A 16,715-nucleotide genomic window follows, 5' to 3' on the forward strand; every position below is an offset into this window, starting at 1 on the left:
GTGGAGAGCCGCATGGTTCCCGTAATCGCCCTGGTGGGCCGACCGAACGTCGGCAAATCTACAATGTTCAACCGCCTGACCAGGACCCGCGATGCCATCGTTGGCGACCTGTCTGGCCTGACCCGTGACCGTCAATATGGCGAGGCGCGCTGGCAAGGGCGCTCCTACATCCTGGTCGACACCGGTGGTATCTCCGGTGACGAACATGGCATGGACGAAAAAATGGCCGAGCAGTCGCTGCTGGCCATCGAAGAAGCCGATGTGGTGCTGTTCCTGGTCGATGCCCGTGCCGGTCTGACCGCTGCCGACCAGATGATTTCCGAGCACCTGCGCAAGCGCAACAAGCGCTCGTTCCTGGTGGCCAACAAGATCGACAACATCGATCCGAACACCGCCATTGCCGAGTTCGCACCCCTGGGCATGGGCAACGCCATCGGCGTGGCCGGCGCCCAGGGCCGTGGCGTGAACAACCTGCTCGAGGCTGTGCTCAGCGACTTCCCGCGGGACAAGGAAGAAGAAGAGATCGACATGAACGTCGCCGAGGGCGAGGAAGCCGTGCGCATTCCTGGCCCCAGCGAGAAGGATGGCATCAAGATCGCCATCATCGGTCGCCCCAACGTCGGCAAGTCGACCCTGGTCAACCGCATGCTCGGTGAAGACCGTGTGATCGTGTACGACCAGCCCGGCACTACCCGCGACAGCATCTACATTCCCTTCGAGCGCAATGACGAGAAGTACACGCTGATCGACACCGCCGGTGTGCGCAAGCGCGGCAAGATCCACGAGGAAGTCGAAAAGTTCTCGGTGGTCAAGACCCTGCAGGCGATCAAGGACGCCAACGTGGTGATCTTCGTCATGGATGCCCGCGAAGGCGTGGTGGACCACGACCTGAACCTGCTGGGCTTCGCCCTGGAAGCCGGTCGCGCCATCGTGATCGCGCTCAACAAGTGGGACGGCATGCAGCCGGGCGAGCGTGACTACGTGAAGACCGAGCTGGAACGACGGCTGTTTTTCGTCGACTTCGCCGACATTCACTTCATTTCGGCACTGCACGGCACTGGCGTGGGCAACCTGTACCAATCGGTGCAGAACTCGTTCAAGTCGGCGGTCACCCGCTGGCCGACCAGCCGCCTGACCCAGATCCTCGAAGACGCGGTCAGCGAGCACCAGCCGCCGATGGTCAACAGCCGTCGCATCAAGCTGCGCTATGCCCACCTGGGGGGTGCCAACCCGCCGATCATCGTGATCCACGGCAACCAGGTGGAGAAGGTGCCCAAGTCCTACTCGCGCTACCTGGAAAACACCTACCGCCGTGTGCTCAAGCTGGTCGGTACGCCGATTCGCATCGAGTACAAGGGTGGCGAGAACCCGTACGAAGGCAACAAGAACACCCTGACCGACCGCCAGGTCAACAAGAAGCGCCGCCTGATGTCGCACCACAAGAAGTCGGCCAAGAAGCGCAAGGACAAGCGCTGATGGTGCGGGAGCCGGCCTTGCCGGCGAAATGGGCAGCGCGGATCAACTGAACCGCGCTTACCCTTTCGCCAGCAACGCTGGCTCCTACAACCTGGCGGTCCAATCCGCTATGCTCGGAGCCTGACCGCGCAGGAAAGAGGGCTCCATGATCAGCAGCAAGTTGCCGAACGTCGGCACCACCATCTTTACCACCATGTCCCAGCTCGCCGTGCAAACCGGCGCCCTGAACCTGTCCCAGGGCTTTCCCGATTTCAACGGCCCGCAAGCGCTGCTGGACGCGGTAGGGCGGCACATCAGTGCCGGCCACAACCAGTATTCCCCCATGACCGGCCTGCCGGCCCTGCGTCAGCAGGTAGCGGCCAAGGTCGCTCGCCAGTATGGCGTGACGGTAGACGCCGACCACGAGGTGACCATCACCCCCGGCGCCACGGCCGCGATCTTCTGCGCCATCCACGCGGTGATCCGCCCCGGCGACGAAGTCATCGTCTTCGACCCCTGCTACGACAGCTACGAACCCGCCGTGGAACTGGCCGGTGGCCGTTGCGTGCACGTGCAACTGGGCGCCGACAGCTTTGCCATCGACTGGCAGAAACTCAGCGATGCGCTGAGCCCGCGTACCCGCATGATCGTCATCAACTCGCCGCACAACCCCAGCGGCGCGCTGATTACCCGTGCCGAGCTGGACCAGCTGGCGGCGCTGATCGCCGACCGTGACATCTATGTGCTCAGCGACGAGGTGTACGAGCACCTGGTGTACGACGGCGCGCGCCACGCCAGCGTGCTGGCCCACGAGGCCCTGTACGCGCGGGCCTTCGTGGTCAGTTCGTTCGGCAAGACCTACCACGTGACCGGCTGGAAGACCGGCTATGTGATCGCGCCGCCAGCCCTGAGTGCCGAGTTGCGCAAGGTGCATCAGTACGTCAACTTCTGCGGCGTGACGCCGCTGCAGTGGGCGCTGGCCGATTTCATGGCCGAGCACCCGGAACATGTCGAAGAGCTGCCGGCGTTCTACCAGGCCAAGCGCGACCTGTTCTGTGGCCTGCTGCAAGGCTCTCGCTTCCAGTTCAAGCCGGTGGCCGGTACGTATTTCCAGCTGGTGGACTATTCGGCGATTCGCCCGGACCTCGACGACGTGCAGATGTCGGTATGGCTGACCCGCGAACACGGCGTGGCGACCATTCCGGTGTCGGTGTTCTACCAGCAACCCATTCCCGAGCAGCGCCTGGTGCGCCTGTGTTTCGCCAAACGCGAGGAGACGCTGCGTCAGGCAGCGGAAAAACTATGCGCGATCTGAGTACATTGCCCAACCTGACCGTGGCGCTGGTGCAGACCAGCCTGGCCTGGCAGGACCGCATGGCCAACTACGAGCATTTCGAGGTGCTGCTGGAGCAGGCCCGCGGCGCGGACCTGATCATCCTGCCGGAGATGTTCACCACCGGTTTTTCGATGGACTCCGAAAGCCTGGCCGAGCCGGAAAACGGCCCCACCTACAAATGGCTCAAGAGCCAGGCCAGGAAGCTCGATGCCGTGGTGACCGGCAGCGTGATCATCCAGGCCGAGGACGGCAGCCACCGCAACCGCCTGCTGTGGGCGCGCCCGGACGGCGAGATCCTGTTCTACGACAAGCGCCACCTGTTCCGCATGGCCGGCGAGCACAAGCATTACACCCCCGGCGAGCGCCAGGTGCAGTTCGAGCTCAAGGGGTGGCGGGTGCGCCCGCTGATCTGCTACGACCTGCGCTTCCCGGTGTGGAGCCGCGATGCACAGGACACCGACCTGCTGCTGTACACCGCCAACTGGCCGGCGGCGCGGCGCCTGCACTGGAACCGCCTGCTGCCGGCAAGGGGCATCGAGAACCTGTGCTATGTGGCGGCAGTGAACCGCGTGGGCACCGATGGCAAGGGCTTTGGCTACAGCGGCGACAGCCAGGTGCTGGACTTCCAGGGCGAGAGCCTGCTCAGTGCCGGCGAGGCCGACGGCGTGTTCACCGTGGTGCTGAGTGCGGCGGACCTTGCCGCATACCGCACGCGGTTCCCGGCCAACCTGGATGCCGACACCTTCGACCTGCACTGACCCCTTCGCCGGCAAGGCCGGCGCCTACGGGCATCCACCAGCCCCGTAGGCGCCGGCCTTGCCGGCGAAGAGTGACGCTCAATACACATCCCGCCGGTACCGCCCCAGCTCGATCAACTGCTCAAGCTCTTCAGCCCCCAGCACCTCGGCCAGCACCGCATCCACACCCGCCGCCATGCCTTCAAGGCTGCCACAGATATAGATCGACGCTCCCTCCGCCAGCCATCGGCGCAGCTCATCAGCCTGTTCGCGCAGCCGATCCTGCACATACACCTTCTGCGCCTGGTCCCGCGAGAACGCCAGGTCCAGCCGCGCCAGTTCACCACTTGCCAGCCAGCCCTGCAGTTCCTCCTCGCACAGGAAGTCATGCGCCCGGTTACGTTCGCCAAACAGCAGCCAGTTGCGTTGCTCGCCGTCCACGATTCGCGCCCTCAGCAGGCTGCGCAACCCGGCCAGCCCGGTACCGTTGCCGATCAGGATCATCGGTGCCGGAGCCGTCGGCAGATGGAAACCGCTGTTGCGGCGCAACCGCACGCTCACGCTCGCGCCCAGCGCCAGGTGTTCGGTCAACCAGCCCGAGCCCAGGCCCAGCGTGCCGTCCGGATGACGCTCCTGGCGCACGATCAGCTCCAGCACACCGTCACTGGCAATCGAGGCGATGGAGTATTCGCGCGCTGCCACCGGGATCAACGCATCCACCAGCGCCTGCGCGTGCAGGCCGATCAGGTGGCCGCGGCTGGCCGGCAACAGCCGCCCGCCCAGTGCATGGTCCAGGCGCTCCTCCAGGCCGTCCACACGCACAAGCGTGTGAGGCTCAAGGCCAAGCCCGTCGAGCAACGCCTTGACCGTCGAACCGGCATTGCGCGGCAGTACATCGACCAGGTCCCCGGCATCCCAGCGCTCTGGCTGCGACGGTTGCAGACCGAGCAAGTACACCGGTGCGCCCTGGCTGCCGGGGTTGAGCAGCTCGCGCCGGGTCAAGGTCCAGGCGCTGAACTGCGGCGGCTGCCAGGCAGACAGCGGCGCTGCGCCGGTCAATGCCGCCAATTGCTGCTGCCATTGCTGCAAGGCAGCAGGATCTGCACTGTCGACTTCCACGGCAGAGAAACTGGCGGTGGCACCGCGAGCCTCCAGCCAGTGCTGCAAGCTGCGCGCAAACCCGCAGAAATGCGGGTACTGGCGGTCTCCCAGTGCGAGCAGGGCGTAGTTCAGGTTACCCAGCGTCCACGGCTGGCCAAGCACCTTGCGCTCGAAGCCGCGGGCGCTGTCCGGCGCCTCGCCGTCGCCAAAGGTGCTGACCACGAACAGCGCGCGTTGCGCCTGCTGCAGATCGGTTTCGGTCAGCGTCGCCAGGGGCTGCACGCGCACCGCCAGGCCCGCCGCCTGCAGTTGCCCGGCGCTCTGCCAGGCCAGTTGTTCGGCGAAGCCGCTCTGGCTGGCAAACCCCACCAGCCATCCGTTGCCTGTGTCGCCGGCCGGGTTCAGGCCCTTGCGGGCCTCGCGTACCTGGCGCTTCTTGCGCCTGCGGTCCAGGTACAGCAGCCAGCCGGTGATGAAGAACAGCGGCATGCTCAGGCTGGCGAGGGTCACCAGGATGCGCCCGGTGAGCCCGAAGTAGCTGCCCACATGCAGGGCATACACGCTGGCCAGCAGCTGCGCCTTGAACGACTTGTCGGCGTAGCGATCGTGCTGGCGTACCACGCCGGTGGCCGGGTCCAGGCTCAGGGTGTTGAGCGCGCGCTCGTGCTCGGCGTTGTCGAGCAGGTAGAACAGGGTGGCGGGCTGGCCGCCGGCCGGTGGCAGGCGCAGGTTATAGGTGCGCAGGCCCGGGCCGGCCGCTGCCTGCAGGCTGGTCCAGATGGCGTCGTAGTCCACCACCAGCGGCGCCGCATCCTTGCCGGGTGCGGGCGGGCGGCCACGGCCTTCGCCGCGCTTGCGCTGTTCGCCAGCGGCCGGTGCATCGCCCAGCAACCGGTTCAGCCCCTCGCGGTACCACTCGTAGGACCAGAACAACCCGGTCAGGGCAAACAGCAGGTAGAACAGCAGGCACCAGGTACCGGCCACCGCGTGCAGGTCCCAGTTGAAGACACGACCTTTCTTCGCCCAGTCCAGGGTCAGCCAGGTTCGCCAGTTCAGCGCCTGACGCGGCCAGCGCAGGTACAGCCCCGACAGGCAGAAGAAGATCAGCATCAGGGTACAGGCGCCGGTGATCTGCCGGCCGGTGTCGCCCATGGCGAGGAAGCGGTGCAACTGCAGCATCAGGTCGAAGAACCCCTGGCCACTGACCGGGGGCTGCAGCTTGCCGGTGTAGGGGTCGGCATAGCGCAGGGTGCCGCGGCGCTCGCCCGGCGGTGGGGTGAAGAAGATGCGCGCAGCTTCGTCGCTGCGCACGTTCACCCACAGCATCGACACCTTGTCGCCCTGTTCGGCCTCGACGCGGCGCACCAGTTCGGCCGGCGGCAGCACGCCTTCGTCGCGCACCTGCACCTTGAGCACCTGTGGGTTGAACAGGCGCAGCAATTCGTCCTGGAACGACCAGGTTGCCCCGGTCACTCCCATCAGCGCCAGCACCAGCCCGGCGGTGATGCCGAAGAACCAGTGCAGTTGAAACAGGCTTTTCTTCACCACATCGACCACCTTGTGTTGCGGGTTGCGTGAATGCGCCGCGCATTATGCCTTGATACACAAAGGCCCCGATCACCGAAGTGAACGGGGCCGGGCCTGCCAGCTGCCGTCAGAAGTGGAAGCTGGTGGTCAGCAGCGCCGTGCGACCGGCCGCCTGGTTGGCGTAGTGCGCCGCGTAGGCCTTGTCGTAGTAGACCTCGTTGGTGAGGTTCTGCACGTTCAGCTGCAGGTCGACGTTCTTGGTCAGCTTGTAGCTGGCCATGGCGTCGTAGCGCCAGTACGAATCGACCATCACGCTGTTGGTCACGTTGCCGAACACGTCGTCGACGTAGAAGGCACCACCGCCGAGGGTGAGTTTTGGCGTGACGTTGTAGGTGGTCCACAGGGTCAGGCTGTTGTTCGGCGTGTTGGGCATCTGGTTGCCGTCGTTGTAGCCGTCCACCAGCACACCGCCGACCGACTGCGCGCCACCGTCGACCAGCTTGGCGTCCATGTAGGTGTAGCCGGCGAACACCTGCCAGTCATTGGTCAGCTTGCCGGTGGCGGTCAGCTCCAGGCCATCGACGCGGCTCTTGCCGGCGTTCTGGTAGGTGTTGGCATCGACCAGTACGCGGGCGTTTTCCTTCTCGGTGCGGAAGATCGCGGCGGTCAGGTTCAGACGCTGATCGAGCAGGTCCCACTTGGTGCCGATTTCGTAGTTGGTGGTCTCTTCGGCCTTCAGGTCGCTGGTGGTGGTCGGCGTCAGCAGCGGGTTGCCGTCGCTGCCTTCACCCAGCGAAGCGCCGGCCGGGGTGGCCGAGGTCGCATACGAGATGTACACGCTGCCGTTGTCGGTCGGCTTCCAGGTCAGGCCCAGCTGGCCGGTCACGAACTCGCTGGTGTCTTCGGTCTTGAAGCTGGTCGCACCGCCCGCCACCTTGGTCTTGGCCTTGGTGTCGAAGTGGTCGTAGCGCAGGCCCATGGTCAGCAGCCAGGCCGGGTTCAGCTCCAGGGTATCGGTCAGGTAGATGGCGCGGGTGCTGCTGGTGGTGTCGGCGCCGGCATCGGTACGGGTCACGTCGCCGCCCCAGGCCTCGTTCGGGTTGGGATTGGGGAACGAGGTGCACACACCCGGGATCTGGCCGGTGGTCGAAGAGCAGTTGCCGGAACGGAAGCCGGTGATGTCGTAGCCTTCCTTGGTGGAGGCCTCGCGGCTCAGCTCGATACCGGTGGAGAAGGTGTTCTTGAACCCGCCGATGTACACCTCGCCGAACAGGTCGGTCTGGTTGGTGGTGGTGCGGGTGTTGGCCACGCGGTTGTTCGGGCGGCGCCAGACTTCACCGTTGAGGATGTTGCCCTTGCTGTCGTCGGGCTGGCTGTAGATGAAGTCTTGCAGGGTGTTGCCGTGGCGCAGGGTGTTCTTGAGGGTCAGCGCATCGTTCAGGTCGTGCTCGACGGCGATGGTCGCGATATCGGCACGGGTCTTGTAGAAGTCGCGATCGACCAGGCCGTAGTAGTTGCTGCTGCGGCCGCCATCGTCAGGCTTGTCCGGGTTGGCCGAGGTGCGCCCGGCGGTGCTGCCCGAGCGCAGGCCGTAGGGGATGCCCGAATCCGGCAGGTCGTCGCTCTCCACGTGGTAGTAGTCCAGGCTCACGCGGGTCGGGGTACCCAGGCCGAATACCAGGGACGGGGCCACGCCCCAGCGGTCGTAGTTGACCTCGTCGCGACCGGCCACGTTGCTTTCGTGGCTCATCAGGTTCAGGCGAAACGCTGCGGTGTCGAGGAACTGGTAGTTGCCATCGAGGGTGTAGCGCTTGGTCTGGTCCGAGCCCCAGGTGAAGGCACCGTCGGTGCTGTTGCCCAGGTGGGCCTTCTTGGTCACCAGGTTGATGGTGCCACCGGCTGCACCGCGCCCGCCGATGGTCGAGTTGGGGCCCTTGGCCACTTCAACCGATTCGATGGCGAAGATCTCGCGGGTCTGCGAGCCCACGTCACGCACGCCGTCCAGGTACATCGAGCCTTGCGAGTCGAAGCCGCGAATGAAAGGGCGATCGCCCGACGGGTTGCCGCCTTCGCCGGCGCCCATGGTGATGCCCGGCACGGTACGCAGGGCATCCTGCAGGGTCAGGGCGTTGGTGTCCTTGATGACCTGTTGCGGCACCACGGTCACGCTGCGCGGGATGTCCACCAGCGGCGCCGTGTACTTCTGCGATGAGGACTTCTCGACCTTGTAGTCGGTGCTGGCGGTATCGGCCTGGCCATTGATGCTGGTGGCATCCAGCGCGATCGAGCCGCTTGTGGCCGGGGCTGCGTCGGCCGCATAGGCCAGGTGGCCGGCGGACGTGGCGCTCAACGCGACCCCTATGGCAGAAGCAAGCAGGCGTGGTGAACTGACAGCGGTAGGCACGTAATGGCGCGACATCGGAAGGTCCCCAAGGTGTGAAGGCGCCGAAATATAATGTAAACAAATATGAGTAACAATTGAGATCAATTGCTATTCGTACTGAATTTACATTCTTTACACCTTTGTGTGGCGGTTTATGCCTGCTGAAACGTCCCGCCCCTCGCAAGGGGCTTGTACTGGTTCAATAAGAATCAATACCATTGACGCCCTTTAGCCGACCCCTGGTGCCTGCGCCATGCTTTTACACATTCCCGGCCTGTTCACCCGCGAAGAAGTGCAGCGTATTCGCCAGGCGCTGGAGCAGGCCGATTGGGCCGACGGCAAGATCACCGCGGGCTACCAGTCGGCCAAGGCCAAGCACAACCTGCAGCTGCCCGAGGCGCACCCGCTGGCCAAGGAAATCGGCAGCGCGATGATCGAGCGCCTGTGGAGCAACCCGCGCTTCATGTCGGCGGCGCTGCCGTTCAAGGTGTTCCCACCGTTGGTCAACTGCTACCGCGAAGGGGGCAGCTTCGGCTTTCACATCGACAACGCCATCCGCCAGCCGCGCGGCAGCCATGAGCGGGTACGTACCGACCTGTCGTCGACGCTGTTCTTCAGCGACCCCGACGAATACGACGGTGGCGAGCTGGAGATCCAGGACACCTATGGCCTGCAGCAGGTCAAGCTGGCGGCAGGCGACATGGTGCTGTACCCCGGCACCAGCCTGCACAAGGTCAACCCGGTAACCCGCGGGGCGCGCTATGCGGCGTTTTTCTGGACCCAGAGCATGGTGCGCGAGGACAGCCAGCGGGCCTTGCTGTTCGAGATGGACAACGCCATCCAGCAGCTCACGGTGGATGTGCCCGACCACCCGTCGCTGATTCAGCTCACCGGCACCTACCACAACCTGCTGCGCCGCTGGGCAGAGGTCTGAGCCGTGACCTTCAGCCTGCGTCGCGAAGAACAGGTCGATATCGACCAGTTGCATCAACTCATCGAACACAGTCCGGGCAAAGCGGCCCAGGCCCTGCTGGCGGCTGCCGCGCAGAACGTTGTCGAGGCCCAGCTGCTGCTGGGGCAGATCCTGCTCGACGGGCGTGGCATCGAGCAGGACCCGGCACTGGCGCGGACCTGGTTCGGCATTGCCGCCCGCCAGGGCAGTTCGATGGGGCACAACATGCTCGGGCGCTGCCTGGAGCATGGGTGGGGAGGGCAGGCCGACCTGGCGGCGGCGGCCGGTCACTACCGTGCGGCCGCTGCCGCAGGGCTGGACTGGGGCCAGTACAACCTGGCCAACCTGCTGGCCACGGGGCGGGGTGTGGGCCAGGACCATGCTGCGGCCCTGCACCTGTATCAGCAGGCCGCCCACGCCGGCCACGCCAAGTCGATGAACCTGCTGGGACGTTACCTGGAGCAGGGGCTGGCCTGCGCGGCCGACCGGCACGCCGCCATGCACTGGTATCGTCTTTCTGCCGAGGCCGGCGATTTTCGCGGGCAGTTCAGCCATGCGGCGATCCTCGCCGAGCAAGGCCACATGGAGCAGTCGCTGGTGTGGCTGCAAAAGGCCCTGGAGCAGGGTAACGGCAACTTCCTGCGTGCTGCAGTGGCCAGCCTGGAGCAGGCCGAGCAGCCGCAGATCCAGGCGATGGCGGGGGCCTATCGGCAGCGTCTGGAGCAGGTGTCGCGGCAGGCCACGGAAAGCCTTCACTCTCGGGTTTAGCCTGCCGCCTTTCTATGCTCGATCACTCCCATGCTTCTCAAGGAAGATCGACCATGAACAGCAACCACCGTCTTGCCAGTCACCCGGGCCTTGCCTGCGCAGGGGGTCCCCATGAGTGACACCTGGAATTTCTCATTCATCGCCAGCCTCTACTCGGTGACGCCGGGCCACAAGGGCCGTATCGGTATCAGCCTGGTCGAAGGCGGCATCGACAACGATGGCTGGTTGCAGGTGATGACCGACACCCGGCTCATCAAGCCGGTCAATTTTCGTTTCGACTACGTCTCCCACACCGACCGGCGCATTACCTACAACATCTCCAGCTCTTCGGATACCGGGTTCTATCGGGGCGCGGCGGTGGGCAAGAACTTCAATCACTATGTGGGCCTGTTCCCGGGGGGTACCAGCGAGCCCTGGCTGGTCAAGCCCATGGGGGAGTGGGGCGACCATGACGTGCTGCGACTGAAGCTCTATGACACCTACGAGTGCAGCATCGGCAACTACCGTCACTCCGACGGCATGGATTACCTGAATGTGATCAGCGGGGAGAACCTCGAGTTCGAGGCACATGTACTGCGTGTGCTGAGCTGACCGCGTGGGCCCATGAAAAAAGGCGACGGTTGCAACCGTCGCCTTTCGTGTGCAACTGACCCGTGGTTACAGGTAGTACGCCTTCAGCGGCGGAAAGCCGTTGAACTCCACCGCGCTGTAGCTGGTGGTGTAGGCGCCGGTCGACAGCCAGTACAGGCGGTCACCGATGGCCAGGTTCAGCGGCAGGCCGTACTTGTAGTGTTCGTACATGATGTCGGCGCTGTCGCAGGTCGGGCCGGCGATCACCACCTCTTCCATCTCGCCTTTCTTCTCGGTCCAGATCGGGAACTTGATCGACTCGTCCATGGTTTCGATCAGGCCGGAGAATTTGCCCACGTCGGTGTATACCCAACGCTCCACGGCGGTACGCGACTTGCGCGCCACCAGCACCACTTCGCTGACCAGGATGCCGGCGTTGGCAATCAGCGAGCGGCCAGGCTCCAGGATGATTTCCGGCAGGTCGTCGCCGAAGTCTTCCTTGAGAAAGCGAATGATCTCTTCGGCGTAGGTTTCCAGGCTGTTGGTACGGGTGATGTAGTTGGCCGGAAAGCCGCCACCCATGTTGATCAGCTTGAGCACGATGCCGTCTTCTTCCTTCAGGCGCTCGAAGATCACCTTGACCTTGGCGATGGCCGCATCCCACACGCTGATGTCGCGCTGCTGCGAACCCACGTGGAAGGAGATGCCGTAAGGCACCAGGCCCAGGTCGCGGGCCAGGATCAGCAGGTCCATGGCCATGTCGGTCTGGCAGCCGAACTTGCGCGACAGCGGCCAGTCGGCGGTGGTGGAGCCTTCGGTAAGGATGCGTACATACACTTTCGAGCCCGGTGCTGCCTTGGCGATATTGCGCAGGTCGGCTTCGGAGTCGGTGGCGTACAGGCGCACGCCCTTCTCGTAGAAGTAGCGGATGTCCTTGGATTTCTTGATGGTGTTGCCGTAGCTGATGCGCTCCGGGCCGATGCCGCGGGCCATCACCTTGTCCAGCTCGTAGATCGAGGCGATGTCGAAGTTCGAGCCCTTGTCCTTGAGCAGGTCGATGATTTCGACCGCAGGGTTGGCCTTGACCGCGTAGTACACCTTGGCGAATTCGAAACCGGCGCGCAGGTCGTCATAGGCCTTGCTGATCATGGCCGTGTCGATGAGCACGAACGGGGTTTCTTGCTTGTCGGCGAACGCCTTCATTTTGTTGAAGGTATCGCGTGCGAAGTAGTCTTCGACCTGGATCGACATGCTGGGGGACTCCATGGGCAAACTGAATGAATAAGTGGCTGCAACTGAGCGCCCTCCGTATCCCCACTTTGGTTCGCCTACTTCCCAAGGCATGTCGCCGAAAGCAAAAAGGTCAACCGGGTCGCAGAAGCTGCGCAGCGGGTGACCTTGCTGTCTCGTCGTCAGTACTTGAGCCGGATGGATCGTTTCCAGCATGGACGCTCGGCGCGAACTTTAGGACCTGAAGGATTCAAGATCAACAAAAAATCTCGCGTTTTTTCGCTACGCTGACGCACGTTGCAGACACCCCTCGTTTTAACCGACCCGGATGACAGGCAGATGTTCCCGAAGTTTTGCGAAGCGTTAAAAATACCCGCACGTTCGCAGCTTTTGCAGGCCAACTCAGCTAAAACAACGATGGCGTCAACTTCGGCGACGATGGCCCCAAAAGGTTGGGCAAGCGCACGCAAACAGCTTGAACGGGCAGGGCACGGGCACCGTTCGCAGCGGGGCGTGTGTGCATATTTTTAGCCGCTCGCATGGGCGCTGTTGCAGGGCAATCGCTCGGCGGTGATTGCCGGGTTTAATAAGAAACATTACTATTCGCAACCTCCCTCCCGCCTAGCGACGACCCCCGCACCGTGTCTCGACACAAAGGCTTCCTCGACCACTACCATGAGCTGATCGGCACCTGGACACGCAAGCTGCGCAGTCGTCAGCAGGCCGAGGACCTCGCGCATGATGCCTTTGTGCGGGTGCTGGAAAACCCCGCCCTGCCAGTCGAGCAGCCGCGCGCCTATCTGCACCAGACGGCACGCAACATTGCCGTGGACGGCTACCGGCGCGAAGACCGGCGCCAGGCCCTGGAGCAGGAAGGGCTGGACCTGTCGCCCACCCCGGGCGATGACCCCGAGGCCTATGTGCATGCACTGGAGCTGGCCGACAGCGTGGAACGCGCCCTGGCCGAGCTGCCGCTCAACTGCCGCAAAGTGTTCATCTGGCAGAAGCTCGAAGGCCTGACCCAGGCCGAGATCGCCGAGCGCATGGGCTTGACCAAGAACATGGTCGAAAAGTATATGATCCGCACGCTCCGGCATCTGCGTGAGCACCTGGATGTGTCAACGAGATGAGTCAGGCAAATGTTTTCATGAATCAGGGCACATGCCCCTGCGGCGATGATGCCGTGCGCGAGCAGGCCGCCGAATGGTTCGCCCGTGGCCGCGATGCGCCCCTGACGCCCCAGCAGCAGGCGCAACTGCATGCCTGGCTGGCGCAGCACCCCCAGCATAAACATGAGTACGACCTGCTCGGGCGCCTGTGGGGCGCGGCCGACCTGCTGCCGCGCGAGCGCCTGCAGGCCTTGTGTGCGCCCGACCCGGTACGCCAGCTGCCGCGTCGACGCCTGTTGCGCCAGGCCCTGGCAGCCAGTGTGGTGGCGGTCGCGGCAGGGCTTGGCTGGTTCGGCTGGCAGCAGCACCAGCTCAATTACCAGGGCCAGATGCAGACCGGCCTGGGCGAGCGTCGCCAGCTCGACCTGCCCGATGGCTCGCGCCTGGAGCTCAACGGCCGCACGCGGGTGCAGGTGAGTTTCAGTGCCGGGCAGCGGGACATTCGCCTGGAGCAGGGCGAGGTGATGTTCAGCGTTGCCCATGATACGGCCCGCCCCTTCGTGGTCAGCACCGGCCATGGCAAGGTCACGGTCACCGGTACGCGCTTCGATGTGCGCCGCGACAGCGAGCAGACCCGCGTGGCGGTCGAGCAGGGTTCGGTGCGCGTGCAGGGCGACGGCCAGGGGCAGGCGCTGCTGAGCGCCGGCCTCGGTTCGCACATCGATGCCCATGGCGCGGTGGCAGCGCCCTATACGGTGGACGCCGCCGCGTTGACCGCCTGGCGCGGCGGCAAACTGGTGTTCAACGATGTGCCGCTGGGCGAGGTGGTGCGCGAGGTGTCGCGCTACCGCGAACACCCGCTGCGCGTGGCCCCCGGCAAAACGGCGGCGCTGCGCCTGAGCAGCAGCTTCAGCACCGATGACACCGACGCCCTGCTGCGCGCCTTGCCCAGCATCCTGCCGGTGGCCATCAAGGCCCATGCCGATGGCTCGCAAGAAATAATCGCAAAATAGATTCAGGTTTTTTTCCCGTTGTTCGTCTTCCTGCCCAACTGCAACTGCCAAGCATTTTCATTCGCAGGCAGTGGCCGATTTTCTGACCCTCAGGACTTCTCGACGACGTGAACAACAACAAGGTTTCCAAACGCTGGCTGCCGCTGGCACTGGCATTGGCCGTCAGCGGCGGCATCGCCAACAGCTACGCCGATTCGGCACCCACCAGCATCCAGATCCAGGCCCAGCCGCTGGCCGCGGCGCTGGGCCAGCTGGGCCGGCAGACATCGCTGCAACTGTTCTTCAGCCCCGACCTGGTGGCCGGCAAGCAGGCCCCGGCGGTGTCCGGCAACCTGTCCCCCGAGCAGGCGCTGCAGGCCCTGCTGCAGGGCAGCGGGCTGACCTACGAGATTTCCCAGGGCACCGTGGTGCTGCACGCGGCGCAGCCGGTGAGCACGGCGCCCGGCACCCTGGAGCTGGCGCCTACCGACATCAGCATGGTCGGCGACTGGCTGGGCGACGCCCAGGAAAGCGTGGTGCAGAACCACCCCGGTGCGCGCACCGTGGTACGCCGTGAAACCATGGTCGAGCAGGGCGCGCTGAGCGTGCGCGACGTGCTGCGCGGGGTGCCGGGTGTGCAGGTGCAGGACTCCAACGGCACCGGCGGCAGCGACATCGCGCTGAATGTCGGCGTGCGCGGGCTCACCTCGCGCCTGTCGCCGCGTTCCACGGTGCTGATCGACGGCATTCCCGCCGCATTCGCCCCGTATGGCCAGCCGCAGTTGTCGATGGCGCCGATTTCGAAAGGTAAACCGTTTCTAATAATATAGGTCGCCAAAGCTACGGGGACTTGTACCCGTGGCTTTGGGGGCCGGGGTTTGCTGAGGATGGCCATTCCTCGCATCATGGCGAAAAGCCTTCAAGCTGACGAACGGTCGGATCCATTCCTGTGCTTGACGACTAAACCCGTATAAAATACACGGCTATCATGTGGCTTAGGTTGAACGCCAACGCTACGCATTTGATATGGGGCGACTGCTTAAAAAAAGAACAATGTTTGTAGTGTGCGATAAATTAATTTGTAGTAAAGCTTGGGTTTCTTTTGTGGATATAGATTTTGAAGGGCGGTCTTGGAATTACCGAAAGTGGATTTTTCAACATATTAGAAATACTCATCTTAATGAAGATGATTACCACAAAGCCACAATTGAGGCAGAGCAGCTAAAGCTAAATGGTCAAATAGGTGAAACAGAGTGGCGGAGTATGGTGCGGTTGGCCAACCAATCATTGCTGCGAAACGCCTGCTATGAATGATTGATATGTTTAGTGTGGGACCTTGAAGGCCAATGTAGTTAATATTGCTGATGCTAATTTTTTCATGGTGTTTTATATTGTTAGTTATTAGTAAATTATCATATTTTTAGAATAATTGAAGGTTAGGGTGTTCTGTGCTATAAAAGTACTGCTGAAGTCGATATTTAAGACTGGAGGTACATTAGGTATGGAAGCCGGGAAAAATTCAATAGCTTATCGCATCTGGGGCTTGGAGCATCTGCATTATGGGATTTTGTGCAAAGCAGAGTATGATTTAGCTATTCTAACTGCTGATAAGTTGTACGAGGAAGGTAAAGTAAGTCGCGATGAATATTTGGAGATGATAAGGCTTGCATGTGGGGCGTTGGCTGGTAGCTAATGGTTTGGAGATATATCTTCGAACCTATGTCTGCTTGGAGCAAGCGAAAGGTTTGGCGGAATAACTTACGCTGTGGTATTCCGTGGATTTTTTAAAAACGGATTATCTACATTTATTGTCGAGTCATGGCGGAAATTCAAGGCCATATTTAAGGCAAATAAAAACCCTCTCGGGTTTTTTGTGTTGTTGGGCGTCACGTAGTTTCATCCCTGTTGCGTTCGCATGTCCTCAATTATTCGCTGTTTGTATTCTTCTGCATCTTCATCAATTTTCCTTTTTGCGTCTCCCCAATGCTCATTATAAGTAATTTTATGCCTTGCGACTAATGAGTGGACGATGCTGTCAAGATTTTGTAGCTTGGCTTTGTTATCTGGAGTTCCAAACTCTTTGACTAACGCATTGTTTGATATGCCTTTGTGTCCAGATAGTCCTATTATCAATTTTTTGGCGAGGCTGGATGTCAGTCTTAAGTTAGGATATTCCTCCATTTCTATGATTTTTAAGAAGTTAATCAAAAATCTTTGACGCTCTCTTCTTTTGAATCCACCAACTATTCCGCCTATCTTGCCTGCTATTTCTGCATTTTTCATACTCTCTCCTGTATTGTTATAAATACAAATAGCACGAAAAATCTATATGTCAATGCTTCGGAGATATATCTTTGAAGTTGTCATGGTGGCTATGCTCGATGTGTCAAATTGAGGCAAGGTTTTGAAATTTTCATTTTTTGGGGTGGCCTATCCCCCACATTCAATCTTGAAATTAAACTGGGAGCGATTGTTCGAAAATTCCCGATAATTTTTTGCAGGTGGTTAGTTGCAAAGCTCAACTAAGTAAAATCAATTAGGGTAGAACCATAAAT

At 62.0% G+C, this 16,715-nt stretch carries 13 protein-coding genes and 1 pseudogene; 10 read left to right on the forward strand and 4 right to left on the reverse strand.

What is annotated here, in order from left to right:
- Positions 1–12 precede the first annotated feature (12 nt).
- The 3 genes from der (at position 13) to NJH59_RS18815 (ending at position 3,549) form a co-directional block, all read left to right on the forward strand.
- The gene (der, locus tag NJH59_RS18805; protein WP_043862517.1) at positions 13–1,476 is read left to right on the forward strand and encodes a ribosome biogenesis GTPase Der; all 1,464 of its coding nucleotides are present in this window, start codon (positions 13–15) and stop codon (positions 1,474–1,476) included.
- Positions 1,477–1,621: 145 nt separating this feature from the next.
- Positions 1,622–2,770: a pyridoxal phosphate-dependent aminotransferase gene (locus NJH59_RS18810; protein WP_116052914.1), complete on the forward strand. Its 1,149-nt coding sequence runs from the start codon at positions 1,622–1,624 to the stop codon at positions 2,768–2,770.
- Entirely contained in the window at positions 2,758–3,549 is a 792-nt protein-coding gene (locus NJH59_RS18815) for an amidohydrolase (protein WP_043862515.1), read from the forward strand. Before NJH59_RS18810 ends, NJH59_RS18815 begins: the two co-directional genes overlap by 13 nt.
- 78 nt (positions 3,550–3,627) lie before the next feature.
- Here NJH59_RS18815 and NJH59_RS18820 read toward each other — a convergent pair whose 3' ends face one another.
- Together NJH59_RS18820 and NJH59_RS18825 are read right to left on the reverse strand one after the other, a co-directional pair.
- Entirely contained in the window at positions 3,628–6,177 is a 2,550-nt protein-coding gene (locus NJH59_RS18820) for a sulfite reductase flavoprotein subunit alpha (RefSeq protein ID WP_253087165.1), read from the reverse strand.
- Between the two features lie 106 nt (positions 6,178–6,283).
- Positions 6,284–8,575, reverse strand: a complete 2,292-nt coding sequence (locus NJH59_RS18825; RefSeq protein ID WP_253087166.1) for a TonB-dependent siderophore receptor — start codon at positions 8,573–8,575, stop codon at positions 6,284–6,286.
- 217 nt (positions 8,576–8,792) lie between these two features.
- On the opposite strand from NJH59_RS18825, the gene NJH59_RS18830 reads away from it, so the two are divergent.
- The 3 genes from NJH59_RS18830 to NJH59_RS18840 all read left to right on the forward strand — a co-directional run bounded on the left by NJH59_RS18830 (position 8,793) and on the right by NJH59_RS18840 (position 10,850).
- Positions 8,793–9,473 carry a Fe2+-dependent dioxygenase gene (locus tag NJH59_RS18830; protein ID WP_043862512.1) on the forward strand — a complete coding sequence of 227 codons (681 nt, stop codon included), beginning with the start codon at positions 8,793–8,795 and terminating at the stop codon, positions 9,471–9,473.
- A gap of 3 nt (positions 9,474–9,476) precedes the next feature.
- Complete coding sequence (locus NJH59_RS18835) at positions 9,477–10,259, forward strand: tetratricopeptide repeat protein (protein WP_116052917.1); 783 nt, start codon at positions 9,477–9,479, stop codon at positions 10,257–10,259.
- Between the two features lie 111 nt (positions 10,260–10,370).
- Entirely contained in the window at positions 10,371–10,850 is a 480-nt protein-coding gene (locus tag NJH59_RS18840) for a hypothetical protein (RefSeq protein WP_054916403.1), read from the forward strand.
- A gap of 66 nt (positions 10,851–10,916) precedes the next feature.
- Here the strand turns inward: NJH59_RS18840 and NJH59_RS18845 are convergent, their stop codons facing one another.
- Positions 10,917–12,080 (reverse strand): type III PLP-dependent enzyme, encoded by a 1,164-nt coding sequence (locus NJH59_RS18845; RefSeq protein ID WP_043862509.1) that lies wholly within the window; start codon positions 12,078–12,080, stop codon positions 10,917–10,919.
- Positions 12,081–12,700: 620 nt separating this feature from the next.
- Between NJH59_RS18845 and NJH59_RS18850 the strand changes: the two genes are divergently transcribed.
- The 4 genes and pseudogenes from NJH59_RS18850 to NJH59_RS18865 all read left to right on the forward strand — a co-directional run bounded on the left by NJH59_RS18850 (position 12,701) and on the right by NJH59_RS18865 (position 15,853).
- Positions 12,701–13,189: a sigma-70 family RNA polymerase sigma factor gene (locus tag NJH59_RS18850; RefSeq protein ID WP_043862508.1), complete on the forward strand. Its 489-nt coding sequence runs from the start codon at positions 12,701–12,703 to the stop codon at positions 13,187–13,189.
- A 17-nt stretch (positions 13,190–13,206) separates the two neighbouring features.
- Positions 13,207–14,181, forward strand: coding sequence for a FecR family protein (locus tag NJH59_RS18855; RefSeq protein WP_043862507.1), 975 nt, complete (start codon positions 13,207–13,209; stop codon positions 14,179–14,181).
- 107 nt (positions 14,182–14,288) lie between these two features.
- Positions 14,289–14,963, forward strand: a pseudogene (locus tag NJH59_RS18860) (secretin and TonB N-terminal domain-containing protein); the annotation flags it as partial.
- Between the two features lie 698 nt (positions 14,964–15,661).
- The gene (locus tag NJH59_RS18865) at positions 15,662–15,853 is read left to right on the forward strand and encodes a hypothetical protein (protein WP_078473300.1); all 192 of its coding nucleotides are present in this window, start codon (positions 15,662–15,664) and stop codon (positions 15,851–15,853) included.
- A gap of 203 nt (positions 15,854–16,056) precedes the next feature.
- On the opposite strand, the gene NJH59_RS18870 is transcribed toward NJH59_RS18865, so the two are convergent.
- On the reverse strand, positions 16,057–16,443 hold the full coding sequence (locus NJH59_RS18870; RefSeq protein ID WP_153050284.1) for a hypothetical protein: 387 nt from the start codon (positions 16,441–16,443) through the stop codon (positions 16,057–16,059).
- Positions 16,444–16,715: the final 272 nt, after the last annotated feature.

Origin of the sequence: Pseudomonas sp. VE 267-6A (genome assembly GCF_024126555.1) — a bacterium.
GTDB classification, from domain to species: Bacteria; Pseudomonadota; Gammaproteobacteria; order Pseudomonadales; family Pseudomonadaceae; genus Aquipseudomonas; species Aquipseudomonas palmensis.